Annotated in this window: 25 protein-coding genes and 1 pseudogene; 14 read left to right on the forward strand and 12 right to left on the reverse strand. The window is 60.5% G+C overall.

The window, feature by feature from the left end; translation table 11 throughout:
* Positions 1–174: 174 nt before the first annotated feature.
* Together ACQY1K_RS07200 and ACQY1K_RS07205 are read right to left on the reverse strand one after the other, a co-directional pair.
* Entirely contained in the window at positions 175–618 is a 444-nt protein-coding gene (locus tag ACQY1K_RS07200) for a GNAT family N-acetyltransferase (RefSeq protein WP_244508807.1), read from the reverse strand.
* 79 nt (positions 619–697) lie between these two features.
* A complete protein-coding gene (locus ACQY1K_RS07205) occupies positions 698–1,912 on the reverse strand; it encodes an NADP-dependent isocitrate dehydrogenase (protein ID WP_192076821.1) in 1,215 nt (404 codons plus the stop codon).
* Positions 1,913–2,155: 243 nt separating this feature from the next.
* Between ACQY1K_RS07205 and ACQY1K_RS07210 the strand changes: the two genes are divergently transcribed.
* The 6 genes from ACQY1K_RS07210 to rpsD all read left to right on the forward strand — a co-directional run bounded on the left by ACQY1K_RS07210 (position 2,156) and on the right by rpsD (position 7,564).
* Positions 2,156–2,686, forward strand: coding sequence for a hypothetical protein (locus ACQY1K_RS07210; protein WP_430258620.1), 531 nt, complete (start codon positions 2,156–2,158; stop codon positions 2,684–2,686).
* Between the two features lie 81 nt (positions 2,687–2,767).
* On the forward strand, positions 2,768–3,607 hold the full coding sequence (locus ACQY1K_RS07215) for an RNA methyltransferase (protein ID WP_062457494.1): 840 nt from the start codon (positions 2,768–2,770) through the stop codon (positions 3,605–3,607).
* A complete protein-coding gene (murI, locus tag ACQY1K_RS07220; RefSeq protein ID WP_430258622.1) occupies positions 3,591–4,388 on the forward strand; it encodes a glutamate racemase in 798 nt (265 codons plus the stop codon). The genes ACQY1K_RS07215 and murI overlap by 17 nt, the downstream gene beginning before the upstream one ends.
* 61 nt (positions 4,389–4,449) lie before the next feature.
* The gene (locus ACQY1K_RS07225; protein ID WP_430258624.1) at positions 4,450–5,088 is read left to right on the forward strand and encodes a LysE family translocator; all 639 of its coding nucleotides are present in this window, start codon (positions 4,450–4,452) and stop codon (positions 5,086–5,088) included.
* A gap of 111 nt (positions 5,089–5,199) precedes the next feature.
* Positions 5,200–6,723 (forward strand): helicase HerA domain-containing protein, encoded by a 1,524-nt coding sequence (locus ACQY1K_RS07230; protein ID WP_430258626.1) that lies wholly within the window; start codon positions 5,200–5,202, stop codon positions 6,721–6,723.
* Positions 6,724–6,946: 223 nt separating this feature from the next.
* Complete coding sequence (rpsD, locus tag ACQY1K_RS07235; RefSeq protein WP_062457482.1) at positions 6,947–7,564, forward strand: 30S ribosomal protein S4; 618 nt, start codon at positions 6,947–6,949, stop codon at positions 7,562–7,564.
* Between the two features lie 122 nt (positions 7,565–7,686).
* Here rpsD and sthA read toward each other — a convergent pair whose 3' ends face one another.
* Positions 7,687–9,186, reverse strand: a complete 1,500-nt coding sequence (gene sthA / locus ACQY1K_RS07240; protein ID WP_192076823.1) for a Si-specific NAD(P)(+) transhydrogenase — start codon at positions 9,184–9,186, stop codon at positions 7,687–7,689.
* A gap of 235 nt (positions 9,187–9,421) precedes the next feature.
* Between sthA and ACQY1K_RS07245 the strand changes: the two genes are divergently transcribed.
* The 7 genes from ACQY1K_RS07245 (at position 9,422) to ACQY1K_RS07275 (ending at position 18,087) form a co-directional block, all read left to right on the forward strand.
* Complete coding sequence (locus tag ACQY1K_RS07245) at positions 9,422–10,189, forward strand: FadR/GntR family transcriptional regulator (protein WP_092662132.1); 768 nt, start codon at positions 9,422–9,424, stop codon at positions 10,187–10,189.
* Positions 10,190–10,267: 78 nt separating this feature from the next.
* Positions 10,268–11,776 (forward strand): ABC transporter substrate-binding protein, encoded by a 1,509-nt coding sequence (locus ACQY1K_RS07250; protein ID WP_430258938.1) that lies wholly within the window; start codon positions 10,268–10,270, stop codon positions 11,774–11,776.
* 64 nt (positions 11,777–11,840) lie between these two features.
* Positions 11,841–12,788, forward strand: coding sequence for an ABC transporter permease (locus tag ACQY1K_RS07255; protein ID WP_092662136.1), 948 nt, complete (start codon positions 11,841–11,843; stop codon positions 12,786–12,788).
* Positions 12,785–13,657 (forward strand): ABC transporter permease, encoded by an 873-nt coding sequence (locus tag ACQY1K_RS07260; RefSeq protein ID WP_062580373.1) that lies wholly within the window; start codon positions 12,785–12,787, stop codon positions 13,655–13,657. Before ACQY1K_RS07255 ends, ACQY1K_RS07260 begins: the two co-directional genes overlap by 4 nt.
* Positions 13,658–13,697: 40 nt before the next feature.
* Positions 13,698–15,482, forward strand: a complete 1,785-nt coding sequence (locus ACQY1K_RS07265; RefSeq protein ID WP_430258628.1) for a gamma-glutamyltransferase family protein — start codon at positions 13,698–13,700, stop codon at positions 15,480–15,482.
* A gap of 3 nt (positions 15,483–15,485) precedes the next feature.
* A complete protein-coding gene (locus ACQY1K_RS07270) occupies positions 15,486–16,250 on the forward strand; it encodes a DUF1028 domain-containing protein (protein WP_430258630.1) in 765 nt (254 codons plus the stop codon).
* Positions 16,251–16,260: 10 nt separating this feature from the next.
* Positions 16,261–18,087, forward strand: coding sequence for an ABC transporter ATP-binding protein (locus ACQY1K_RS07275; protein WP_430258632.1), 1,827 nt, complete (start codon positions 16,261–16,263; stop codon positions 18,085–18,087).
* 17 nt (positions 18,088–18,104) lie between these two features.
* Here the strand turns inward: ACQY1K_RS07275 and ACQY1K_RS07280 are convergent.
* From ACQY1K_RS07280 to ACQY1K_RS07300, 5 genes and pseudogenes are all read right to left on the reverse strand, one after another.
* Positions 18,105–18,269 (reverse strand): annotated as a pseudogene (locus ACQY1K_RS07280) (JAB domain-containing protein); the annotation flags it as partial.
* 103 nt (positions 18,270–18,372) lie between these two features.
* On the reverse strand, positions 18,373–18,603 hold the full coding sequence (locus ACQY1K_RS07285) for a helix-turn-helix transcriptional regulator (protein ID WP_037520594.1): 231 nt from the start codon (positions 18,601–18,603) through the stop codon (positions 18,373–18,375).
* A gap of 463 nt (positions 18,604–19,066) precedes the next feature.
* Positions 19,067–19,552 carry a peptide-methionine (S)-S-oxide reductase gene (locus ACQY1K_RS07290; protein ID WP_430258634.1) on the reverse strand — a complete coding sequence of 162 codons (486 nt, stop codon included), beginning with the start codon at positions 19,550–19,552 and terminating at the stop codon, positions 19,067–19,069.
* A 2-nt stretch (positions 19,553–19,554) separates the two neighbouring features.
* Positions 19,555–20,409 (reverse strand): alpha/beta fold hydrolase, encoded by an 855-nt coding sequence (locus tag ACQY1K_RS07295; protein ID WP_051886777.1) that lies wholly within the window; start codon positions 20,407–20,409, stop codon positions 19,555–19,557.
* Positions 20,410–20,438: 29 nt separating this feature from the next.
* The gene (locus tag ACQY1K_RS07300; protein WP_037520728.1) at positions 20,439–20,933 is read right to left on the reverse strand and encodes a Dps family protein; all 495 of its coding nucleotides are present in this window, start codon (positions 20,931–20,933) and stop codon (positions 20,439–20,441) included.
* A 209-nt stretch (positions 20,934–21,142) separates the two neighbouring features.
* On the opposite strand from ACQY1K_RS07300, the gene ACQY1K_RS07305 reads away from it, so the two are divergent.
* Positions 21,143–21,900 (forward strand): IS5 family transposase gene (locus tag ACQY1K_RS07305; protein WP_088582593.1). Its coding sequence is split into 2 segments (ribosomal slippage): positions 21,143–21,464 and positions 21,464–21,900, totalling 759 coding nucleotides; the frame shifts between segments, so codons are not numbered across the junction.
* 65 nt (positions 21,901–21,965) lie between these two features.
* On the opposite strand, the gene ACQY1K_RS07310 is transcribed toward ACQY1K_RS07305, so the two are convergent.
* From ACQY1K_RS07310 to ACQY1K_RS07325, 4 genes are all read right to left on the reverse strand, one after another.
* Positions 21,966–22,232 carry a hypothetical protein gene (locus tag ACQY1K_RS07310; RefSeq protein ID WP_037520592.1) on the reverse strand — a complete coding sequence of 89 codons (267 nt, stop codon included), beginning with the start codon at positions 22,230–22,232 and terminating at the stop codon, positions 21,966–21,968.
* A 1-nt stretch (position 22,233) separates the two neighbouring features.
* Positions 22,234–22,509, reverse strand: a complete 276-nt coding sequence (gene grxC / locus ACQY1K_RS07315) for a glutaredoxin 3 (protein ID WP_037520591.1) — start codon at positions 22,507–22,509, stop codon at positions 22,234–22,236.
* A 139-nt stretch (positions 22,510–22,648) separates the two neighbouring features.
* Positions 22,649–23,026, reverse strand: a complete 378-nt coding sequence (locus ACQY1K_RS07320; RefSeq protein WP_430258940.1) for a response regulator — start codon at positions 23,024–23,026, stop codon at positions 22,649–22,651.
* Positions 23,026–24,633, reverse strand: a complete 1,608-nt coding sequence (locus ACQY1K_RS07325; protein ID WP_430258637.1) for a sensor histidine kinase — start codon at positions 24,631–24,633, stop codon at positions 23,026–23,028. Before ACQY1K_RS07325 ends, ACQY1K_RS07320 begins: the two co-directional genes overlap by 1 nt.

The raw sequence follows: 24,633 nt of genomic DNA on the forward strand, positions 1-24,633 counted from the left end.
AACCGCAGACAACTAGCATGTTGGTTCATCATTAATTGTAGAGTATTGATAAACCGCAACTAATTAAGCGGTGCAGCATTGTCATTTTCAGTGGCGGGACGCGAGGTATCGCTGTGAAACCCGGCAGGAATACTGCTGAAAGTCCGGTTTAAGCCGCCTTGCTGGAAGCGTCTCTCAAAGCGGCTTGCGATACTGGATAAACCCTGGCGCCACAGCGACACGGTCATAGAGACGCCTCGCGGCTGTGTTGTCTTCCTGCGTCAGCCAGTAGAGCCGACCGGCATTCTGGTCGCGCGCGAGCAGTGCCACCTTCTCGATCAGGGCTTCCCCGACGCCGCGTCCACGCTGGCTGCTGTCGACGTAGAGGTCCTGCAGATAGCAGGTCATGTCAGGTAACCAGGTCGAGCGGTGGAAGACGACATGCACGATGCCGACCATCTGCCCGTTCTCGTCGAAAGCGCCAAGTGCCTGCAGGGGCTCGTCATCATGGTGAAAGCGGGACCACGTGATGTCGTACTGTTCTTTCGGCAGTTCCGACTCGTAGAACTCGAGATAGGCTCTGAACAGGGGTTCCCAAGCGGCACGGTCGGCAGGCTCAAGCGGGCGGATTGTCGTCACGGGCATCTCCTCGAGCAAAAAACAGAAACGGCGGGGAGTATACCCCGCCGTTTGCCGAATTCTACTGAAGAGATGAGGCTTAGGCAGCCATGGCCGTCTTCAGGTTTTCATCGATCTTGTCGAGGAAGGCAGTCGTGGACAGCCAAGGCTGCTCCGGGCCGATCAGAAGCGCCAGATCCTTGGTCATGTAGCCCTGTTCGACGGTGTCGACGCAGACGGTTTCGAGCGTGGTGGCAAAGGTTGCCAGTTCGGCGTTGTCATCCAGCTTCGCGCGGTGCGCAAGGCCACGGGTCCATGCGAAAATCGAGGCGATCGAGTTCGTCGAGGTTTCCTGGCCCTTCTGGTGCTGGCGGTAGTGACGCGTCACGGTGCCATGCGCAGCTTCGGCTTCGACCGTGCGGCCATCCGGCGACAAGAGAACCGAAGTCATCAGGCCGAGCGAGCCGAAGCCCTGCGCAACCGTGTCGGACTGGACGTCGCCGTCGTAGTTCTTGCACGCCCAAACGTAACCGCCGGACCACTTCAGAGCCGATGCAACCATGTCGTCGATCAGGCGGTGTTCGTAGGTGATGCCGATTTCGGCGAACTTCGCCTTGAATTCGGTCTGGTAGACTTCTTCGAAGATATCCTTGAAGCGACCGTCATAGGCCTTGAGGATGGTGTTCTTGGTCGACAGGTAGACCGGCCACTTGCGCATCAGGCCGTACATCATCGAAGCGCGCGCGAATTCGCGGATCGATTCGTCGAGGTTGTACATCGCCATGGCAACGCCGGCGCCTGGGGCGTCGAACACGTCCTTCTCGATAACCTGGCCGTCTTCACCGACGAACTTGATCGTCAGCTTGCCCTTGCCGGGGAACTTGAAATCGGTCGCCTTGTACTGGTCGCCGAAGGCATGACGGCCGACGACGATTGGCTTGGTCCAGCCGGGAACGAGGCGCGGTACGTTCTGGCAGATGATCGGCTCGCGGAAGATAACGCCGCCGAGGATGTTGCGGATCGTGCCGTTCGGGCTCTTCCACATCTGCTTGAGATTGAATTCCTTCACGCGGTCTTCGTCCGGCGTGATCGTCGCGCACTTGATGCCGACGCCGTGCTTCTTGATCGCGTGGGCAGCATCGACCGTGACCTGGTCGTTCGTCGCATCACGGTTCTCGACGGAAAGGTCGTAATATTCGATGTCGAGATCGAGATAGGGAAGGATCAGCTTGTCCTTGATGAGCTGCCATATGATACGGGTCATCTCGTCGCCGTCGAGATCGACGACCGGGTTCGCTACCTTGATCTTCTGCATGGACTTCCTCTTGCCGTAGATGGGCCGTTTAGGCCTCAAAAATGATCAACGGGGGCGCTATAGCATCGCGGGGGAGAGAACGCAAAGATGGTGCGGTCTGATATGGCGCGATTCGGTTAGAAAATTGGAACATGCGCTCGCCATCATCATACTGCCTGAAATTGGCCCTCAAGATTGAGCATTGCCAAACATCGGGCGCGGCGTAATGTCCGCCAAAACTCATCGCAGCACTGGATCTATGATATGCGGATACTCCCGCTTCTTTCTCTCTTCACCCTGATTTCCACCGGCGTTCTGGCGGCGGATGTGACCGATCCGGTAAAGGCGGTGATGAAGATCACCGAAGACAACTGGAATACGGTTGATAGTGACTGGAAGTCGCTGTTCGATCCCGAGCCGATCCAGCAGAATTTTAGCAAGTCGTTCCAGACTGCCTACTCGGAAGCGTCCAAGCACCCCGCTTACGAAACCGAAAACAATGCCCCCGGCGATCCGTTTGGCTACGACGTCGTCACGAGTTCGCAGGACGGCTGCCCGCTGAAGGACGTCACCATCGTGCCGGCACCGGCGGCAAATGACGTGTCGGATGTGAAGGTCACGTTCAAGCAGTGGGCCTGCATCGATGATGCGGAAATGAAGGACAGCGTTTCGGAAGTGCATTTCGACGTCATCGAGGAAGACGGCAAGCCGGTCATCAAGGACATCCACCGGGTTGTCGAGAACGAAAGCGATTCGCTCGTCGAAGAGATGCAATCGATCGCCAAGGGCGAGTAGAGAGAGGCAAAGTCTCTGAAAGCCTTGCTCTTCATCCATCCGGCGGCTATCTGCCCAGCCTGAAATTGTTGGGATTAAGCGATGTCAGGTACGAATAGCGAGCGCGAGCTCATTGCCGAGGGCCCGGCCATCATTCTGGTGGAACCGCAACTGGGCGAAAACATCGGCATGGTGGCGCGCGCCATGGCCAATTTCGGCTTGGCGGAACTGCGCCTCGTCAGTCCTCGTGATGGTTGGCCGAACGAGAAGGCGAGGTCTGCCGCGTCGAAGGCTGACCACGTGATCGATGGAGCCGTCGTCTTCGAGACGCTGGAAGACGCGACCCGCGACCTGAACTTCGTCTATGCCACGACGGCGCGCGAACGCTACGGCTTCAAGCCCGTTCGGTCACCGGTCTATGCGGCGTCCACATTGCGTGAGAAATTCAAGGCAGGTGAAAAGACCGGCATTCTATTTGGCCGCGAACGCTGGGGTTTAAGCAACGAAGAGGTGGCGCTCGCCGACGAGATCGTCACCTTCCCGGTCAATCCGGCCTTCGCCTCGCTCAATATCGCCCAGGCGGTTTTGCTGATGTCCTATGACTGGATGAAATCCGGCATGGACGATATCGAGGAAACCCGCTTCCAGCCGATCGAGCAGCGGCCCTCGACGAAGGACCAAGTGTTCGGCATGTTCGAGCAGATCGAGGAAGCGCTCGATGCCCGAGGCTACTTCCATCCACCTGAGAAGAAGCCGAAGATGATCGACAATCTGCGCGCGGTCCTTTCGCGGCGGAGCTTTTCGGAGCAGGAAGTCAGCGTGTTTCGCGGCGTGATCAAATCGCTGGATGCGTTTCCACGTCAATGGCCACGAAAAACGACGCCGAGGCAGAAGAAGGCCGACGTGACCGGGGAGACCGAAGGCAATGGCGGCGACGAATGACCTGAAGCCGGTGCTGATGTTCGATTCGGGCATCGGCGGACTGACTGTGCTGCGTGAGGCGCGCGTGCTGATGCCGGAGCGCGGTTTCATCTATGTCGCCGACGACGCCGGTTTCCCTTACGGCGGCTGGGAGGAGGAGGCGCTGACGGCGCGGATCCTGTCCCAGTTCGAGCGCCTGCTGAACGACTACCAGCCGGAAATCTCCATCATTGCCTGCAATACCGCCTTTACCCTGGCGGGAGCGGCGCTTCGTGAGCGCTTTCCCGAGATGACCTTCGTCGGCACCGTGCCGGCGATAAAGCCTGCAGCCGAGCGAACCAGATCCGGCCTCGTGTCCGTCCTCGCAACGCCCGGCACCGTCAAGCGCGCCTATACGCGTGATCTGATCCAGTCCTTTGCCACGCAGTGTCACGTGAGGCTTGTCGGATCGGAAAATCTGGCCCGCATGGCGGAAGCCTATATCCGCGGCGAGAACCTGTCGGACGACGCTGTCCTAGCCGAAATCATGCCCTGCTTCGTCGAGAAGGACGGCCGCAAGACCGATATCGTCGTTCTCGCCTGTACGCATTATCCCTTCATGGCGAACCTGTTCCGCCGCCTGGCGCCCTGGCCGGTCGACTGGCTCGATCCGGCGGAAGCGATCGCTCGACAGGCCCGGCGCAAGGTGCCGCTTCTGGAGGGTGCGCAACACCCCGGCGAATTCGACTTTGCGGTGTTTACCTCTGGCAATCCGGATTTTGCCACGCAGCGTCTGATGCAAGGGTTTGGTTTGCGGGTCTAGCCCTCTTGTCATCGGCTGAATTCGATGGCTTGCTCGGCCTACCGGATCAGGAGCAGACACGATGTCTATTGAAAACTGGCTGGCCTTCGTCGCCGCATCCGCCATTCTTCTGGCCATTCCCGGACCGACGATCCTGCTCGTCATCTCCTATGCGATGACGCACGGGCGAAAGGTGGCGACTGCTACAGTCGCTGGCGTGGCACTCGGGGACTTCACGGCAATGACTGCCTCAATGCTGGGGCTGGGCGCCTTGCTCGCCACGTCTGCGATGCTGTTCACGATCCTCAAATGGGTCGGCGCCGCCTATCTGATCTATCTCGGCATCAAACTGTGGCGCGCACCCGTGATGGATCCAGAGGTCGCAGCCGGCGAGGGGGAGCTGCCGCAAGCCAGACCGTTGCGCATCCTGCTGCACACCTACGTGGTCACCGCGCTCAATCCGAAGGGCATCGTGTTCTTCGTCGCCTTCCTGCCGCAGTTTCTCGATCTGTCAAAACCGCTGTTCTTTCAGATGGCTGTTTTCGAGGTGACGTTTCTGGTTCTGGCGATGATCAACGCCACGCTCTACGGGCTTCTCGCCTCCCTGGCCCGCAACCAGATCCGCAGGCCACGGGTACAGAAAATCGTCAACCGGACCGGTGGTTCGCTGATGATCGGGGCAGGGCTTCTGTCGCTCGGCTTCAAGCGGGCAGCGGCCTGACCGCAAAGCCTGTGCATTTCCTCTCTTGCACGGCGAAACGAATCCCTTTCTCTGTTAGTGAGAATGTTTGGCGGTCTTTGACCGCGTGTAGACGGCATACGAGGTAAGGCATTGCAGGTCGGCATCGATATGGGAACTCTGACCGGGGGTGATCCGGCCAAGCTCGATATCGAGGAGCTTCTGGCAACGCGTCTCCTCGTCCAGGGCAACTCGGGCTCGGGCAAGTCGCATCTTCTGCGGCGGCTGCTGGAACAGTCCGCACCGTGGGTCCAGCAGGTCGTGATCGATCCGGAAGGTGATTTCGTCACGCTGGCCGACAAATACGGTCATGTCGTCGTCGATGGCGAACGCACCGAAGCCGAACTCGCGGGCATTGCCAACCGTATCCGCAAGAACCGCGTGTCCTGCGTCCTGACCCTCGAAGGCCTTGATCTCGAAGAGCAGATGCGCGCCGCCGCCGCCTTTTTGAACGGCCTGTTCGATGCCGATCGCGACTACTGGTATCCGGTTCTGGTCGTGGTCGACGAAGCGCAGATGTTTGCCCCATCCGTTGGTGGCGACGTCTCCGAAGACGCCCGCAAAATGTCGCTCGGTGCTATGACCAACCTGATGTGCCGCGGCCGTAAGCGCGGTCTGGCCGGCGTCATCGCCACGCAGCGCCTGGCAAAGCTTGCGAAGAACGTCGCGGCCGAAGCCTCCAACTTCCTCATGGGCCGCACGTTTCTCGATATCGACATGGCCCGCGCCGCGGATCTGCTCGGCATGGATCGGCGTCAGGCGGAAATGTTCCGTGATCTCAAGCGCGGCAACTTCGTCGCGCTCGGCCCGGCTCTGTCGCGTCGGCCGCTGCCGATCATCATCGGCAATGTCGAGACATCGGCCCGTTCGTCCAGCCCGAAGCTGATGCCGCTGCCGGATGCGCATCTGGATGTCGAAGGTCTCATCTTCACGCCGGATCCAGAAGAATTCACCCGGCCTTTGACGGCGAACCGCCGTCAGGCGCCGGCGCCACGGCCGACCACCGATATTCTGGCGGAACTCTCGCGCTCGACGCCTGCTTCCCTTCAGCCGGCTGCCGCCGAGCCGCGGACGCCGGTGCCCGTGCTTACGGTCGAGGAGCGTGAGGATCGGCTGATGGCGGTCATGGCGGAGATCCTCGATGATCCGCAATCTGCCTATCGGACGGACGCGGTTCTCTATCAGGACTTCCTCGTTCGCGCCCGCATGCGTCGTCTGCCGGGCCCGCCGCTGTCGCTCAGCGACTTCCGTCGCCGCACGGCGATTGCCCGTTCCGGGGTCGATGCTGCGATGGCCTCGAGCGAAGCCTGGACGACGGTGCTGTCCATGTCGAACAGTGTTTCGGATGATCTTCAGGGCGTGTTTCTGATGATGGCAAAGGCGGCACTCGGCGGCGAACCATGCCCGCCCGATGCACGCATTGCCCGCGCCTACGGCACGCACTCCGCGCGCCGCGCACGCCGTCTGCTGGGCTATTTCGAAGAGCAGGGGCTGGTCGTGGTCCATTCCGACTTCACCGGCAAGCGCATCGTCGCGTTTCCGGAGCTGCAGGCGGAAACGGCGCCCGGCAGTGCCGAAGCGCCTGATGAGGGCGATCTCAAGATTGCTGCGGAATAAGCCCGCAGCGACCCGGCTGCTGTTGACATTTTGATGACAGCCGCCTAAAGACCCGCCAACGCCCGGTGGCAACACCGGGTGTTTCAACGACATGTCCCGTGGCACTCTCCGAACGCTTTTCGTGAGAAGCCTGTCAGAACCTCTAAATCGAGGTTCAGAGGAGGGCGTGTTTCCTTCATCCGGTTCGGCAACGAACCGGTGTAACTTTCTGAAAGGAAATACGATGAGCAAGCGCGAATCGTCTAAGTACAAAATCGATCGCCGTATGGGCGAAAACATCTGGGGCCGCCCGAAGTCGCCGGTTAACCGCCGCGAATACGGTCCTGGCCAGCACGGTCAGCGCCGCAAGGGCAAGCTTTCCGACTTCGGTGTGCAGCTGCGCGCCAAGCAGAAGCTGAAGGGCTACTACGGCGACATCCGCGAGAAGCAGTTCCGCGCGATCTATGAAGAAGCCAACCGCCGCAAGGGCGACACCGGTGAAAACTTGATCGGCCTGCTGGAATCGCGTCTGGACGCCATCGTCTACCGCGCAAAGTTCGTTCCGACCGTGTTTGCTGCTCGTCAGTTCGTCAACCACGGCCACGTCACGGTCAATGGCGTCAAGGTCAACATCGGTTCGTACCGCTGCAAGGCTGGCGACGTTGTCGAAGTTCGCCAGAAGTCGAAGCAGATGGTCACCGTTCTGGAAGCCGTTTCGCTCGCAGAACGCGACGTTCCTGACTACATCGAAGTCGATCACAACAAGATGGTTGCCACCTTCGCTCGCATCCCGAGCCTGGCCGATGTACCCTACGCGGTCATCATGGAACCGTCGCTGGTCGTCGAATTCTACTCGCGTTAATAGCGACACCATTTCAGACAAATGGCCCCGAGAGGGGCCATTTTTGTATCTGGTGTCATGTCGGACCCACAAAAAAGCCGCTCCTTTCGGGGCGGCTTTTTGCTTGTCTCTTCCGGTCATTCTTACCTGGAAGAGGTTTTCTTCTTTTCCGACTTAACCGACGTCTCGACGGTAGTCGACGTGTTGGTATCCGTCAGCTGGACCGTCTCGTGTTGTGCGTCGCCCTTCGGCAGCTCGCCCATCCGGTTCCACGCGTCAAGCCCGGCGATCTTGTAGGCTTCCGCAAGCGTCGGGTAGTTGAAGGTGTTCTCGACGAAGTACTCGACGGTGCCCTTCAGGTTGAGAACTGCCTGGCCGATATGCACGAGTTCGGTGGCGTTCTCGCCGATGATGTGCACGCCGAGGAGACGTCGCGTCTTCAGAGAGAAGATCAGCTTCAGCATGCCGTGGTCGAGGCCCATGATGTGGCCGCGGGAGGTCTCGCGGAAGCGCGCAATGCCGCATTCGTAGGGAATGCCGCGCTCCTTCATTTCCTCTTCCGTCAGGCCGCAGGTCGAAATCTCCGGCACGGCGTAGATCCCGTAGGGAAAATACTTCGGTGGCTCCTTGGCAATCGCGCCGACGGCAACGCGAGCGGCAATTCGACCCTGTTCCATCGATGTCGAGGCAAGGCTCGGAAAGCCGATGACATCGCCCGCGGCATAGATGCCGGGGACGGAGGTCTCGAAGGTTTCCGGATTGACCTTCAGACGGCCGCGGTTATCGGCGTCGAGGCCGGCTGCTGCCAGGTTGAGGCTGTCGGTCGCGCCCATGCGGCCGGCGGCAAACAGCACCATGTCGGTGATGATCTTACGGCCGGTATCGATCGTGACCGAGACCTTGCCGTCGGCAAGGTGCTCCACCTTCTCGACCTTCTGGCCGAGCAACAGCTTCATGTTGCGGTCGCGCAGCTGGTAGGTGAAATCCTCGATGATCTCCTTGTCGATGAAGTCGAGCATCGTCGCCTTCGGATCGATGACGGTGACGGCGGTGTCGAGAGCGGAGAAGATCGTCGCATATTCGATACCGATAACGCCGGCACCGATGACGACCATCGAGCGCGGCAGTTTTTCGATTTCGAGCAGTTCGTCGCTGTCGATAACCGTCTTGCCGTCGAAGGGCATGTAGTCGGGGCGGAACGGGCGCGTGCCGACGGCAAGCAGGATGCTTTTGGCTTTGACCTGAACCGCCTCTCCGTCGTCCTTCAGCACTTCCATCGTATCGGTCGACAGAAAGCTCGCCTTGCCACGAAGGTGCTGGACGCGGTTGCGGGCGAACTGGTGTTCGAGCACCTCGACTTCATGGTCGAGCGTGATCAGCAACCGGCGGCGAAGGTCTTCGGCACTGATCTCTTCCTTGACCCGGTAGGATCGGCCGTAGAAACCGCGCTCGCGCCACCCGGAGAGGTTCAGCGCGGTTTCGCGCAGCGTCTTCGAGGGGATGGTGCCGGTATGCACGGAAACGCCGCCCACCCGTCGGCCCTGCTCGATGACGAGCACTTTCCGGTCGAGCTTGGCGGCTTGAATGGCTGCGCGGCGACCGGCAGGGCCGCTGCCGACAACAATGAGGTCGTACTGGTTCATGGACTGCTCCGCTTCTCGAATCCCGCTGTTACGCTGCAATAGCCTACCTGCGTCGTCTCCTACCAATCTATTCTGAATGTTTGATTGCAGGAAAGGCCGCAAGCGTAGAACGGATGTCTCGGGTTGCGTATGTTTTGTGCAGAAAAATAGGATGCACAAAAAACGTCTTGACCCTCGCCGGGAAATGTCTTTCATTCGAACCAATCATGAATTGGTCCGGACAATGGTACGTTCAATGCAGACCGAACCCCAAGACAATTCCTACTACGCGCTGGAGAAGCTCCGCGATCTGATCCACTCGGAAAAATTCGGAGCGGAAGGGCGGCTGCCGACGGAGCGGGCGCTTGCTGAAACGCTCAATGTCGGGCGCCGTGCTGTTCGACGGGCGCTTGAGGTGCTCGAGTCGGAGGGGCTGATCTGGCGCCGCCAGGGTGCCGGAACCTTTGTCGGCGAAAAGCCTGACGGCTGGAGCGATCACGTCGACGCGCTCGTCGCCGGTACCGACATCATGGAAATCATGGAAGTTCGCCTTCGCCTGGAGCCACAGCTAGCGCAGCTTGCAGCGATGCGTGCAAAGCCCGCCGAAATCGAGCGCATGCGCTACCTGGCAGACAAGACCGGCCAGAGTTCGGATGCGGATTCCAAGGAACTCTGGGATGGATCGCTGCACCGCCAGATCGCGCAAAGCGCCGGCAACAAGCTGTTCCTGTCGATCTTCGACGTGGTCAACCGCATCCGTCAGGATGCCGCGTGGCAATCCATTCGTGAGCGTGCGCGCAAGACCGGAACCAATGGCCGCACGTCGTACCAGCAGCATATCGCAATCGTCGACGCCATCGCCGCCCGCGATCCGGGCCGGGCAGGCGAGGCGATGCGCGAGCATCTTCTGATGCACCACGAGCGGCTGATCCGGGCCACCTCGCTCGAGGCCCTCGATGACCATTCGCCGGAAGGCGAGCAGATCGGTATCCGTGACGACGACACGCTCAGCGTTGCGTCCTAGCCATCCCAGACTGCCGGCCACAAAGGCCGGCCAACAAGAACAATGACCGACAAACCTGAATGGACCAGAGGAACAATGATGAAGAAATTTTCCACGCTCACTGCCGCACTGCTCGCCAGCGCGATCATGTCTCTGCCTGCCATGGCAAGCGAATTGCGCATCGGTCTCAATGACGATGCCGACGTTCTCGATCCGGCGCAGTCGCGCACCTTCGTCGGCCGCATCGTCTATACCGCGATGTGCGATAAGCTGGTCGACATCTCGCAGGATATGAAGATCATTCCGCAGCTTGCGACCGAATGGAACTGGTCTGAAGGCGGCACGGTGCTGACCATGAAGATCCGCGACGGCGTCAAGTTCCACGACGGCGAAACGCTGGATGCCGCAGCCGTCGTCGCAACGATCGAGCGCAACATGACGCTGCCGGAGTCGCGCCGCAAGAGCGAGCTTTCCTCGGTCGCCAAGGTCGAGGCCAGCGGCCCGCTTGAGGTCAAGTTCATGCTTAAGTCTCCGGACGTGACGCTTCTTGCCCAGCTTTCCGACCGTGCCGGCATGATCGTTGCGCCGAAGGCCGCCAAGGAACTCGGTGCCAATTTCGGCTCGAAGCCCGTCTGCGCCGGTCCTTTCAAATTTGTCGAGCGCATCCAGCAGGACCGTATCGTGCTCGAGAAGTTCGCCGACTACTGGGACAAGGACCGGATCCTCGTCGACAAGATCACCTATCTGCCAATCCCGGACACGACCGTAAAGCTCGCCAACCTGCGGTCGGGTGACCTCGATATCGCCGAGCGCATCTCGGCGTCCGATGCCGAATCGGTAAAGAGCGACCCGAACCTCACCTATGCCGACGTCATCGGCCCGGGCTACATGGCGATGTATGTCAACCTAGCCAACGGTCCCCGTGCGGACAACCCGCTCGGCAAGGACAAGCGCCTTCGCCAGGCCTTCTCGCTGGCGATCGACCGCGAAGCAATCGGCCAGATCGTCTTCGAAGGCACGTCGCTTGCCGGTAACCAGCCGTTCCCGTCGTCCAGCCCCTGGTTCAACAAGAACCTGCCGGTGCCGGCGCGCGATATCGAGAAGGCTAAGCAGCTGATGAAGGAAGCGGGCCACGAGACGCTCGATATCGAGCTGCAGCACGCCAACAGCACGACCCAGACCCAGATGATGCAGGTCATCCAGTCGATGGTGGCGGAAGCGGGCTTCAACGTCACGCTGAAGGCAACCGAATTTGCGACGCTTCTGTCGGAACAGACGGCCGGCAACTACCAGCTCAGCCGCTCCGACTGGTCGGGCCGCATCGATCCCGATGGCAACCTGCACCAGTTCGTCACCTGCAAGGGCGGCATCAACGACGTGAAGTACTGCAATCCGGAAGTCGACAAGCTTCTCAACGAAGCCCGTACCTCGCCGGATGAGTCGGTCCGCAAGGAAAAGTACGATGCCGCAGGCGTCATCCTCAACGACGACATGCCGATCATCTACCTCGGCCATCAGCCCTACGCCTATGCCATTTCCAACAAGGTCGAAGGTTTCGTGCCGTCGCCGGATGGCATGATGCGCTTCCTTGGCGTCTCCAAGAAGTAATTTCCCATCGCATACCGCGCGGAAGACATTCCGCGCGGTCACCTGAAATCACGAGGGCGATGCCATGCCTGTCTATATCGGAAAGCGCCTGCTGGTCGCGATCCCGACCCTGCTGATCATCTCGATCTTCGTCTTCTCGCTGCAGAAACTGCTGCCGGGCGATCCCATCCTCGCCATGGCCGGTGAAGAGCGGGATCCAGCGACGATCGAATTCCTGCGCGAAAAATATCATCTCAACGATCCCATCATCACCCAGTATCTCTCCTGGGTTGGCGGCATCCTGGTCGGCGACTTCGGCGTCTCGCTGCGCACCAACCAGCCGGTGCTGGAACTGATCGGCCAGAAACTGCCGGTCACGATCCAGCTCGCGGTGATGGCCATGATCCTGGCCATGCTGATCGGTATCCCGGCCGGCATTCTGGCAGCGGTCTACAAGAACCGGACGCTCGATTACGTCGCCAATGTCGTCGCGCTGTCTGGCCTCTCGATCCCGAATTTCTGGCTGGGAATCATGCTGATCCTGCTTGTCTCGGTCAATCTCGGCTGGCTGCCGGCATCCGGCTACGAATCGATCTTCGTCGATCCCGTCCGCTCGCTCAAAACCATGATCATGCCGGCCTTCGTCCTGTCGACGGCGCTCGCCGCGCAGCTGATGCGTCATACCCGCTCGGCCATGCTCGGTGTGTTGAGTTCGGACTATATCCGCACTGCCCGCGCCAAGGGACTGTCGCCGCGCGAAGTCATTCTCAGCCACACGTTCCGCAACGCACTGCTGCCGATCATCACCCTGTCGGCGCTGCTGTTCGGAGAGCTGCTAGGCGGTGCCGTCCTCACGGAGCAGATCTTCACCATTCCGGGCTTTGGCAAGCTCACCGTCGATGCCGTCTTTACCCGTGACTATGCGGTCGTTCAGGGCATCGTCATGTGCACGGCCATCGGCTTTATCGTCATGAACCTCATTGCCGATATTCTCTACGTTCTCCTCAACCCGCGCCTGAGGGCAACGCTATGACCGCTATCGAACAGACCGCACCGATCGCAAAGCCGCGCCAGAAAAGCAGGGCATGGCGCAAGATGCGCGCCAACCGCGGATCGATGGTCGGAATGGTGATCATCGCCTTTTTCGCGATCATTGCCATCGCCGCTCCGATCCTGCCGATCGCCGACCCGATCGCGACCAGCTGGTCGGCACTGCGCAAGGCGCCGTCCGCCGCCCATTGGCTGGGCACCGACGATCTCGGCCGCGATATTCTGTCGCGCATGATCTGGGGCGCGCGTGCATCGCTGATGGCAGGCGTCGTCTCCGTTGCCATCGCGGTTGCCATTGGCGTGCCGTTTGGATTGCTGTCCGGCTATTTCGGCGGCTGGGTCGATCAGGTCATCCAGCGTGTGACGGAAGCGTTGCTGGCGATGCCGTTCCTGATCACCGCGATCGCGCTTGCCGCCTTCCTCGGCCCGAGCCTCACCAACGCGATGATCGCCATCGGCCTCTCCGCCATGCCGGTCTTCGTGCGTCTCACCCGCGGCCAGGTGCTTGCGGTGAAGACGGAGGATTATGTCGAGGGCGCACGGTCGATTGGCCTCAACCACGTCGACATCATGACCCGCTACATCCTGCCGAACGTGTTTGCCCCGATCATCGTTCAGGCCACCTTGACGGTGGCGACCGCCATCATCGCCGAAGCCAGCCTGTCCTTCCTCGGCCTCGGTCAGCAGGCGCCGGCTCCGAGCTGGGGTTCGATGCTGAACACGGCCAAGAACTTCCTGAGCCAGGCGCCCTGGATGGCGATGTGGCCGGGGATTGCGATCTTCCTCGTCGTCATCGGCTTCAACCTTCTGGGCGACGGCCTGCGCGATGCACTGGATCCGCGCGAGGCGTGATCGCCCCGCGGACAAGAGATTTATACAAGGAAAACCGAGAATGACCGAATTCACCACGCGCCCTGAAATCCTCGGCACCTTCGGCGTCGTCACCTCCACCCACTGGATCGCCTCGGCCGTCGGCATGGCGATCCTCGAAAAGGGTGGCAATGCCTTCGACGCGGCGGTCGCCGCAGGTTTCGTGCTGCAGATCGTGGAACCGCATCTCTGCGGCCCGGGCGGCGACATGCCGGCTGTTTTCTACTCGAAGAAGACCGACAAGGTCGAAGTCATCTGCGCTCAAGGGCCGGCGCCGACCGGTGCCACCATCGAGCACTATACGTCGGAAGGTCTGAAGCTCATTCCTGGCGACGGCCTTCTCTCGACCGTCATTCCCGGCGCATTCGACGGCTGGATGCTCATGCTGCGCGACTACGGAACGATGACCGTTCGCGAGGTCCTGGAGCCGGCGATCTACTACGCCGAGCATGGCCATCCGGTGCTTCCGCGCGTGTCGAACACGATCAAGGGCCTGGCTGGATTCTTCCGGAAGGAATGGCCGACATCCTATGAGACATGGCTGCCGGGTGGCGTTGCGCCGGAAGCACTCTCCAATTTCAGGAACCCCGTTCTCGCCGAAACCTACAAGCGGATCATCTCCGAATCGGAAGCCAAATCCGGACGCGAGGAACAGGTCCAGGCGGCCCGTGACGCGTTCTATCGCGGCTTCGTGGCCGAAGCGATCGACACCTATCTGAAGACTGCCGAGGTGATGGACGCGAGCGGTTCGAAGCACAAGGGCGTGCTCACCGCCGACGACATGGCCAACTGGAGCGCCACCATCGAAGCGCCGCAAACGCTCGATTACCAGGACTGGACGATCGCCAAGACGCCGGCCTGGGGGCAGGGGCCGGTGCTGCTGCAGTCGCTGGCACTCCTCAAGGGCTTCGATCTCGAGGCGATGGACCCGGCCGGTCCCGATTTCGTCCATACGGTGGTCGAGGCGATGAAGCTCGCATTTGCCGACCGCGAGGTCTATTACGGCGATCCGGAATTTAGCCAGATCCCGACCGAATACCTTCTCTCGGAAGGCTACAACGCCGAACGACGCAAGCTCATCGGCAGCACCGCATCAATGGAGCTCCGCCCCGGCACGGTTCCGGGCTATGAGCGCCAGGTCGACGCCACGATGGCGATGCTGGCTGAGATGAGTGGCACCGGCACGGTTTACGAGCCGACCATGTCGCACCTCACCGAAAAGCGCGGCGATACTGTGCATATCGACGTCATCGACCGCTGGGGCAACATGGTCTCGACCACGCCTTCGGGCGGCTGGCTGCAGTCGTCGCCGATCGTTCCGGGTCTCGGTTTCGCCCTCAACTCGCGTGCCCAGATGTTCTGGCTGAAGGAAGGGCTGCCGACCTCGCTTGCGCCTGGAAAACGCCCGCGTACGACCCTCACGCCGTCGCTCGCTCTCTATCAGGGCAAACCCTCTATGGTGTTCGGCACGCCCGGCGGAGATCAGCAGGACCAGTGGCAGCTGCCGTTCTTTCTGCGCTACGCCCATCACGGCAAGAACCTGCAGGCCTCGATCGACATGCCGCTGTTCCACACCTCGCATTTCCCCGGTTCGTTCTATCCGCGCACGAGCTCGCCGGGCGAGATCATGGTCGAGAGCAATCTCGGTGAAGCCGCACTCGAAGACCTCCGTCGTCGCGGCCACAAGGTCACTGTCGCCGATCCATGGACCGTCGGCCGCCTGACGGCTGCGCGTCGAGATGCTGACGGTCTGCTGAGGGCGGCCGCAACACCGCGCCTGATGCAAGCCTACGCGATTGGACGGTGAACCATGACCTGGTCAATCGTCGCGCATGATCAAGACACGGGACATCTGGGCATAGCCGTCGCCAGCCGTTTCTTCGCGGTTGGATGCGCCGTGCCGCATATCAGGGGCAGGGTGGGCGCTATCGCCACCCAGGCCTTCGTCAGCCCGCTTTATGGAACCGATGGCCTGAAACTACTGGAGGAGGGCAGGTCTCCGGATGAGGTCATTGCAAGTCTGACGGCGCGTGACGACGGCCACCGGCAGCGGCAGATGCACCTGATCGACGCCCATGGTCGCAACGCCGCCTTCACCGGTGAAAACTGCGTCGACTGGGCCGGTCACCTCGTCGACCGCAACGTCTCGGTTGCGGGCAACATGCTGGCGGGACCGCAGGTGATCGCCGAGACCATGCGTGTCTACAACGAAGCGGCTGCACGCGGTGCACCGCTTGCCGAACGTTTGCTCGATGCCATGGACGCGGGCGAGGCGGCTGGCGGTGACAAGCGCGGCCGCCAGTCGGCAGCGCTCGTCATCTACCGCGACCAGGATTATCCCTGGCTGCGGATCAATGCCGATGATCACCCCGAGCCGCTTTTCGAACTGCGCCGCCTCTATGCCGTTGCGCAGGAGCGCTTCCTGCATGTCGCTGAGACCATGCCGACCCGGGAAAACCCGCACGGCATGACCGACCGCAGCATCATCGACGAAAAGATCGCCACGCTCGAAGCGCAACGGCTGGCCGAGAAACGTCCGTCAGCCTCCTACGCCACCCCTTTGACGCTCAAGTAAGGGTCACCCGATGAGCCAGACCTCCACGCCGACTGTTCCCGTCCTTTCCGTCAAGAACCTCACCACCTCCTTCCTCGTCGATGGCGAGTGGAAGAGCGTCGTCCGCAATGTCTCCTTCGATGTGATGCCCGGCGAAACGGTCGCCATCGTCGGCGAATCCGGTTCCGGCAAATCCGTGACGTCCCTGTCGATCATGCGCTTGCTCGCGTCCAACACGAGCCGCATTGAGGGTGAGGTTGTGCTGAACGGACGCGATCTCCTGTCCATCTCCGAAAAGGACATGCGCGGGGTGCGCGGCAATGAAGCATCGATGATCTTTCAGGAGCCGATGACGTCACTCAATCCGATCTTCACCATCGGCCGGCAGATTTCGGAGGTTCTGACCCGTCACAAGGGCATGTCGAAGCAGGAGGCGCGCGCCGAAACCGTGAGGCTGCTCGAAAAGGTGCGGATCCCCAACGCGCAGTCTAGGTTCGACGAATATCCGCACCAGTTCTCCGGCGGCATGCGTCAGCGCGTGATGATTGCCATGGCGCTTGCATCAAAGCCGAAGCTTCTGATCGCAGACGAGCCGACCACGGCGCTCGACGTCACCATCCAGGGACAGATCCTCGACCTGATCAAGGTGCTGCAGGAAGAGGAGGGCATGTCAGTGCTCTTCATCACCCATGACATGGGCGTGGTCGCCGAGATTGCCGACCGTACCATCGTCATGTTCCGCGGCGACGAGGTCGAGACCGGACCGACGGAGGAGATCTTCCACCGCGGCAAGCATCCCTATACGCGGGCACTGCTCTCGGCGGTGCCGAAGCTCGGTTCGATGCAGAACCATGCGTGGCCGACCCGCTTCCCCGTGGTCGACATGAAAACCGGTTTGGCCGTCGAGCCGATCGAAGTAGCAGGCACCGTCGAAAAGGGCCGCACACCGGTCCTCAGCGTCAAGAACCTGGTGACCCGTTTCCCGATCCGGTCCGGGCTCCTGTCGCGCCAGACCGGCGCGGTGCATGCGGTGGAAAACGTGTCCTTCGACCTTTTCCAGGGCGAAACGCTGGCACTGGTGGGTGAATCCGGCTGCGGCAAGTCGACCACAGGCCGCTCGATCATGCGCCTCGTCGATCCGACCGGCGGCGATATCTCGCTCGATGGCTACAACGTCCTTCGGCTCGATCAGGTCAGCCTGCGCAACATGCGCAAGTCCGTCCAGATGATCTTCCAGGATCCGTTCTCATCGCTCAATCCGCGCATGACGGTGGGTTCGGCGATATCCGAACCGTTCATCAAGCACCGGCTCGGCACGGTGAAACAGGCTCGGGAAAAGACTGCCGATCTTCTCGAAAAGGTCGGTCTTTCCGCCGACATGGCAAAACGCTACCCGCACGAATTTTCCGGCGGCCAGCGCCAGCGCATCGCGATCGCGCGCGCGCTTGCCCTCGATCCGAAGGTGATCGTTGCCGATGAAAGCGTGTCGGCGCTCGACGTGTCGATCAAGGCGCAGGTCTGCAACCTCCTGCTTGATCTGCAGCAGACCCTCAACCTTTCCTTCCTGTTCATCAGCCATGACATGGCGGTGGTGGAACGCGTCAGCCACCGGGTGGCCGTCATGTATCTCGGCGAGATCGTCGAGATCGGGCCTCGGGCGGCCGTGTTCGACAATCCGCAGCATCCCTATACGAAGAAGCTCATGGCCGCCGTTCCGGTGCCGGATCCTGCAAGGCGTGGAATCAGACGCGGCATTTCCAACGACGAACTGAAAAGCCCGGTGCGGGGAATGGATTACCGCCCACCGGTTCGCGAGTACCGCGAGGTTTCAGACGGCCATGTCGTGCAGGTCGCGTGATCGGCTGTCGCTGAAGGTCAGATCAGCTTCAGGCCCTTGAGGCTGGCATGACCGTCCTTGCCGATGATGATGTGGTCGTGGACGGTGATGCCGAGTGGCTTTGCCGTCTCGACGATCGTCCGCGTCATGTCGATATCTGCGCGTGACGGGGTAGGGTCGCCGCTCGGGTGGTTGTGGACCATCCATATGGTCCGCATAACGTGTTGATTTATATGATCTACTTCGCTTAGAGGTGCCGAATGGTTCCGGGGATTGGGGGCGGTTCGCGATGACCGAGCGTGACGATCACGGCTGATCATACGTGCGCTCTTCGAGGCCCTTTGATGCACGGCACTGGACCTTATTCTTTTCGTCCCACGCATCAAGCTCATCGAGGGGATAAAGCACAGCTTTGCCAATTTTCACGTAGGACGGTCCGAGACGCATCGCGCGCCAATTTCGAAGAGTCCCGACTGAAATGCCGCCACGGTAGCGTTCAGCCACCTCGTCAGGGGTAAGGAATTTGCTATCTGACACTATCGCCTCCTTCGGCTGCACGATCCAGGCCGTCCCGCCGCGTCTTCAGTTGATCGTAGCGGTAGTCTCCTCAGGCCGCTTTCGGGCTTGTATTTGAGTGCCCGGAATCGGTGCCTCACGCTTCCGCACGGACATACATGCTGCGTCATTCACAGCCGTGGAAGGTGTTCCGGGCAGGTGTCGGAGAAACGGATAGCGTAGGGGGCACATAGGCGGGTTCGGCCGCGATGCCTTCGCCAGCGCCCGGCGCCGGTCAGATGCTGCGCTATGGAATTGTGGGCCGTTCCGGTGGGGACTTTGTAGCGGGTGTGCGGGCGAGGAAAGAAACGCCTTTTGTCCAAATATGAGGCTCGGCCCAGCCGCTACCCCGTCCTGTGATAAGCCATCTATGTTGGACTAGCCATCGCGTTCACCGAGCATACGGTGCTGGCTCGGGGGAAGGATGCCTAAGCGCTCTTTCAGGCTATCTGGGCAGAGCAAACGCTGAATAGTGCTGTCGAATATACGCCAGCTTCGGATCAATGTAGCGCTGACAGAAAGGCCTACTCGGATCGGTTCGATAGTAGTTCTGGTAGCGCGCATCCGACGCCTTAAAGCCTGCAAACGATAGCACCAAGGTGTGCACTGTCTCGCTAAACTCTTCGCCCAAGCGGGCAACCGCTTGCTCAGCTTCATGTCGCTGGCTCTCTTCAAATATGTAAATTGCACTGCGGTATTTGCTTTGGAGCGAACGGGCTCGAGTGGCGGAGTGCGTCCTGAGATGGACCTCGGACAGCGTCGTCAATCCAATGACCGTGGGATCGAAGGTGACGATCACCCCCTCCGCCCAGGTGTCTGCCGGCGCCATCGATTGTAGAAAACCCTGGTCGACCTGCGTGACGCCGCGCAACGCTTGGAAAACACCCTCGGTGCACCAGTGGCAGCCTCCACCAAAGCCGACCTTTGCCATCCTCAACTCCTACGCAAAGGCACAACGGCTGGGCCGGACTTATCGAGCTGGCGGACGAACGCGATGATCCGCTGTCCGACATCGTCCGCCATTTCTACATGAGGGTAGTGCCCGGCGCCCGCAACAATCATGGTTTCGGCATTGAGCCTCGAAGCCAAGCTCCGAGCTTCTTCGACGGGGTCCGGGAAGTCTGGATCCTTCGAGCCCATCACGATGAGGCTCGGCACGGAGACTTCGTCTAGGATCGCTGCGGTGTCAGACTTCGACAATGACAGCATCTTCAAGAGAGCCTGCATGCGTTTTGGCTCTCGGAGGTTTGCGGCGATTGCCGCTTTCACTTCAGCATGATCCGGTGCCGGCTTCGTCGGAAAAAGGCTGCTCCAGTACGTGGTCCAGAACCAAGTACGCCACGGGCCTGCGCATCCGAGCGAGAGGACAAGTTTCTGGATCGTCTTGAGGGGAAGATCGCGGACAATCGGCCCGAGCAGCACCACCCCGTTGACGAGGCCAGGAGACTCCCTGGCAGCCCAGAGCGCAGACCCGGCCGCGAACGAGTTGCCCATGATCGTGGCTGGACCGGCACCCAACTGTTGGAGGATGGAGATGGCGTCACGGCTGACCGCTCGCGCAGAGTAGTCCGGCCACTCGGCCGACGATTCTCCGAACCCGCGGACGTCCATCGTCACCACTCGGCATCCCGCATGCTGCAGCATAGGCTTCACGAGGCGGTACTCGGATCGCAAGTCGCCCATTCCCGGAATTCCGATGACGACAGGTCCGGTTCCGCCCGTGTCGTCGAAGGCTATCCTACCACTCTCTGTCTCCATAAACTGGGTCTGCGCATCGTTAGACGCCATGAAACGATCCGATCCGTTGAGCAGCAATCCTATCGGCTGACTTCGAAAAGAAACCACGCACGGCGTTCCGCCTCGTCGGTCCAGGTATCGATCAGGCCGGAGGTCGCATTGTCCTTCGCCTGGTCGGCGACGTCCTTTGCGCGACGCAGCGACTCGACCATGTGAAGATTATCAGCGCGCAATTCCGCCAGCATGTCCTGAGGCGTGACGAACTCCGCGTCGTTGTCCTTGATCGTCTGGTGGCGGGCGATATCGCCGATCGATCGGATGGTCGTATTACCGGTCTTCCGGGCGCGCTCAGCCATAGCATCGGTAGCAGCGAGGATCTCCGCAGCTTGCTCGTCGAGAAGCAGGTGGTAGTCCCTGAAGTACGGGCCCGAGACATGCCAGTGAAAGTTCTTGGTCTTGAGGTAGACCGCATAGCTGTTCGCCAAAATGATCTTCAGCGCATCCGCGACCGTCATGGTCGCGCTTTCGTCCAGGTCAGATGGTGAAGGCGCGGTTTCAGCACTGGAGTCTGTCATCGCTTGGACTTCCTCAATGATGGCTTGCACAAGAGACCAGCGCCGATTCTTTCGCACGCTAAGGTACAGAAAATGAATTTACCTCAGGACGAAGTCCAATGACCTGTAACTATAGTTTCGATAGTTCAGGCGACCAGAAAGGAGCCTAGGCTCAGGACCCATTGATGTGATGTGCTCGATCTGATTCAGGCTCTGCAAGGAGACTGGATATGAGCGACCTCTATTGGCTGACGGACGAGCAGATGGCGCGGCTGCAGCCGCACTTCCCCAAGAGCCACGGCAAGCCCAGGGTGGATGATCGTCGGGTGTTGAGCGGGATCATCTTCGTCAACCGCAACGGGCTTCGCTGGCGTGATGCGCCGCCGGTCTATGGCCCACACAAGACGCTGTACAATCGCTGGAAGCGTTGGAGCGAGGCCGGGGTCTTCATCCGGATGATGGAGGGACTGTCCGGCGCTCAGGCCGAACGGCGCACCCTCATGATCGACGCGACCTATCTCAAGGCGCACCGTACGGCTTCGAGCCTCGCGGTAAAAAAGGGGGTCTTGGGCGGCTCATCGGACGCACCAAAGGCGGCATGAACACCAAGCTTCACGCCGTAACCGATGCGAACGGACGCCCCATCAGCCTGTTCATGACGGCAGGCCAAGTCAGCGACTACACCGGTGCTGCGGCCCTGCTGGACAGCCTTCCCAAGGCCCAATGGCTGTTGGGCGACCGGGGCTATGACGCGGACTGGTTCAGGGATGCCCTGGAGGCCAAGGGCATCACGCCCTGCATCCCCGGTCGGAAATCCCGGACTGTGCCTGTCCGTTACGACAAGCGCCGGTACAAAAGCCGAAACCGCATCGAAATCATGTTCGGCCGACTGAAAGACTGGCGGCGCGTCGCCACCCGCTACGATCGATGCCCGACCGTCTTCCTCTCCGCCATCGCCCTCGCAGCTACCGTGCTCTTCTGGCTATGAGTCCTGAGCCTAGGGGCCCAGGTTCGCGCCCATCACGGTCACGGCGTTTAGCGGTGAAGCCAAGCTCATGCGTCCGGTCGAAAGCTGAGCACGAATGCCACGACCTTTTCTGCAGACATCTCACACGGCTTGAGTGAAGCCTTGCCCGCTGAGACGCGGTACAGGTTGAAGCTGATGATGTCGGTTCCAGCCAGCTCTCGGGCAAAAAGGCTGTTACGTCGGCCATCTTTGGAGCGGCGGACTGTAACGCCGAAGCGCCGGGCTTTGTAAGTGCCCTCGCTATATCCGTCCGGTAGCCTAGCGAAAGCCGTATCGAATTCTTTCTCCTCCATTTCACGTCACTGGTGGCCGTTCGATGGCGAGTAGCTGGTCGAGCCCGCCTCTGGCATCGAGGGCATGGAGTTCGTCAGACCCGCCCACATGCGTGCCGTTGATGAATATCTGCGGCACGGTGCTTCGACCTGAGACGTCGATCATCGCTTTTCGGTTTTCCGCACTAGCCTCGATGTCGACTTCCGTGAACGCCACCCCCTTTTTTGTAAGCAGCGCTTTCGCTCGGCGGCAGTATGGGCACCAACTCGTGACATAGAGGAGGACCTCTGGCTTCATTTTGCATCTCCAATCGTTGACGCGTGACGTGAGTCCTTCGCGGCAGAACCTAAGTATCACCGCGACTCTCGAACGGCTGGGAGCGAGGGCGCAAAACTACGTGACGGCTGATTTGAGGAAGGCCGCAAGATCCAGGTCATCACGCAGCCATTTTCCTGACCGCATCCAGCACCCGGTCTTGCCGGTATGGCTTGGAAAAGAATGGAATATCCGGTGGGACAACAGCCTCTTCCGGCCACGGCCTTCCGGACGTGATTATGATCTGAATGGTCGGCCATTTGTTTCGAATACGGATGGCCAGCATGATGCCGTCGATGCCGCCCGGCATGTCCACGTCGGTGAAGACGACCCGGATGTCGCGCCGTTCTTCCAAAGCCACGAGCGCAGCAGAGGCATCTGATGCTTCCAGCACTTCGAAGCCGGCTTCTTCAATCATGTCCGATGCAAAGAGACGGAGAAGTGGCTCATCTTCCACGACAAGCACCACTGGTTTATTCATTCCACACACGTACTCCATCAAGCCTGGACCAACTGGCGCATAGAGGCATGCAGGTCCGCCGCGAGGCCTTCTGGATCGAAGCGAAGATCGACGCCACCAGTACCGACCAAACCGATGCTGATTAGCTTTGAGCCGAAGCCTTTACGCGTCGGCGGCACAACGGGAGGTCCGCCCTGCTCTCGCCACTCGATCTTCAGCAGATCGCCGTCCTGGCTGTCTTCGACGCCCCAAGACAGCGACACCTTCCCATAGTCGTTCGTCAGAGCGCCGTACTTGCAGGCGTTCGTTAGAAGTTCGTGCACGATGAGGGAAAAGGACAGCGCCGCTCTTGGCCCTAGCGCCACGGGCAATCCGGCGATTCTAACCCGATCCGAAAATCCGATCGCTTCTATGACGGTCGCCGCAACAGCTTGGAGATCAGCCTGTGTCCAGCTTGTCTGGAGCAGGGCGTCGTGTGCTGCGCTCAATGCCATCAGCCGGCCCTCGAAGGCGTAAACAGCATCGCGGTCGGTGACGGTTCGCAAGGTTTGGCTCGCGATAGCCTGAACCATGGTGAGCGTATTCTTCAGGCGATGCGCGATTTCACCATTTACGATGTGCTGGCGCTGCTCGGCACGATGCCGAGCGACCCCTGCCTCAAGTCGGTCTGCAGCGCTCCGCAAGAATGCAATCTCTTCGGCGGGCCAGAGCCGGGGGGTGCCGCAATGCACAAAGAAAACGGCAATTGTCTTGCCCTGATCGCGCACTGGCATGTCGATCACTGCGCGAATACCAATTCGCAACGCGCCATCGAGATTGTGCAGCGCGCGCTCGTCAGACAGGGCGTCCCTAACTATCAGAGGGTCGCCATCGACGAGTGGCTTGTGCAAACTCCCAAACTCGTCAAGCCGGTGTCGACCGGCGATGCTCATCACACCCGGTGCGGTCCAGTGTGTTTCAACGTTGATCGTCTCGACGTCATGGTCGACGGTTCCAAACCCGGCTCGGTCCGTGGCGAGGGTCCGACCAACGATGGCAGAGGTGCCAGACGTCATCTCCTCTGTGCCGCTACTGCTGCGGATTACCTCACCGATCTCAACAAGAGCAGTCTGGAGTTCAGTTAGGCGCTCGCTAGCCTTGGCGATCCGACGCAGTTCGAGATTCTCGCTGGCGAGACGGGCAAGCGCCTGGAGCATCGCCCTTTCCATCTCGCTCAGCCCTGCCGGCCGCGGAGCGGTATCGATAACACACAGCCGACCGACTACCGCCCCGGATCGAAGGACAAGCGGCGCGCCAGCATATGCCCTGAAGTGCTTCTCGCCGGTGACAAGTGGATTGCGTTTCGTTCGCGCATCGGCTGTCAAATCGACGATCTCTAGGAGGTCGCCTTTGTCGATGTCGATCCGACAGACCGAATGTTCGATATCCGTCTCGCACACGTCGAGCCCGTACTTGGCCTTGAACCATTGTCGGTCGGTGTCGAGAAGCGTGATCAGAGCGATAGGAACGCCACAGGCCTTAGCCGCAACGAACACGAGATCGTCGAAGGACTGCTCGTCCGGTGTGTCGAGAACCATGAGTTCAGCAAGCGCCTTCGCTCGCTGAACCGCCCCCGCGTCGGCCGCACTGGCGCTCAGGCTCAGCAC

It is taken from the genome of Neorhizobium sp. IRS_2294, assembly GCF_050500145.1.
GTDB classification, from domain to species: domain Bacteria; phylum Pseudomonadota; class Alphaproteobacteria; order Rhizobiales; family Rhizobiaceae; genus Neorhizobium; species Neorhizobium soli.

Bases quoted from the DNA above. Each gene is read 5' to 3' on its own strand.
- ACQY1K_RS07275 (WP_430258632.1), top strand. From the start codon at position 16,261: ATGAGCCAGACCTCCACGCCGACTGTTCCCGTCCTTTCCGTCAAGAAC.
- ACQY1K_RS07260 (WP_062580373.1), top strand. From the start codon at position 12,785: ATGACCGCTATCGAACAGACCGCACCGATCGCAAAGCCGCGCCAGAAA.
- rpsD (WP_062457482.1), top strand. From the start codon at position 6,947: ATGAGCAAGCGCGAATCGTCTAAGTACAAAATCGATCGCCGTATGGGC.
- ACQY1K_RS07210 (WP_430258620.1), top strand. From the start codon at position 2,156: ATGCGGATACTCCCGCTTCTTTCTCTCTTCACCCTGATTTCCACCGGC.
- ACQY1K_RS07255 (WP_092662136.1), top strand. From the start codon at position 11,841: ATGCCTGTCTATATCGGAAAGCGCCTGCTGGTCGCGATCCCGACCCTG.
- ACQY1K_RS07310 (WP_037520592.1), bottom strand. From the start codon at position 22,232: ATGGAGGAGAAAGAATTCGATACGGCTTTCGCTAGGCTACCGGACGGA.
- ACQY1K_RS07270 (WP_430258630.1), top strand. From the start codon at position 15,486: ATGACCTGGTCAATCGTCGCGCATGATCAAGACACGGGACATCTGGGC.
- ACQY1K_RS07250 (WP_430258938.1), top strand. From the start codon at position 10,268: ATGAAGAAATTTTCCACGCTCACTGCCGCACTGCTCGCCAGCGCGATC.
- ACQY1K_RS07245 (WP_092662132.1), top strand. From the start codon at position 9,422: ATGCAGACCGAACCCCAAGACAATTCCTACTACGCGCTGGAGAAGCTC.
- ACQY1K_RS07265 (WP_430258628.1), top strand. From the start codon at position 13,698: ATGACCGAATTCACCACGCGCCCTGAAATCCTCGGCACCTTCGGCGTC.
- ACQY1K_RS07295 (WP_051886777.1), bottom strand. From the start codon at position 20,409: ATGGCGTCTAACGATGCGCAGACCCAGTTTATGGAGACAGAGAGTGGT.
- ACQY1K_RS07300 (WP_037520728.1), bottom strand. From the start codon at position 20,933: ATGACAGACTCCAGTGCTGAAACCGCGCCTTCACCATCTGACCTGGAC.
- grxC (WP_037520591.1), bottom strand. From the start codon at position 22,509: ATGAAGCCAGAGGTCCTCCTCTATGTCACGAGTTGGTGCCCATACTGC.
- murI (WP_430258622.1), top strand. From the start codon at position 3,591: ATGGCGGCGACGAATGACCTGAAGCCGGTGCTGATGTTCGATTCGGGC.
- ACQY1K_RS07225 (WP_430258624.1), top strand. From the start codon at position 4,450: ATGTCTATTGAAAACTGGCTGGCCTTCGTCGCCGCATCCGCCATTCTT.
- ACQY1K_RS07205 (WP_192076821.1), bottom strand. From the start codon at position 1,912: ATGCAGAAGATCAAGGTAGCGAACCCGGTCGTCGATCTCGACGGCGAC.
- ACQY1K_RS07215 (WP_062457494.1), top strand. From the start codon at position 2,768: ATGTCAGGTACGAATAGCGAGCGCGAGCTCATTGCCGAGGGCCCGGCC.
- ACQY1K_RS07320 (WP_430258940.1), bottom strand. From the start codon at position 23,026: ATGGAGTACGTGTGTGGAATGAATAAACCAGTGGTGCTTGTCGTGGAA.
- ACQY1K_RS07290 (WP_430258634.1), bottom strand. From the start codon at position 19,552: ATGGCAAAGGTCGGCTTTGGTGGAGGCTGCCACTGGTGCACCGAGGGT.
- sthA (WP_192076823.1), bottom strand. From the start codon at position 9,186: ATGAACCAGTACGACCTCATTGTTGTCGGCAGCGGCCCTGCCGGTCGC.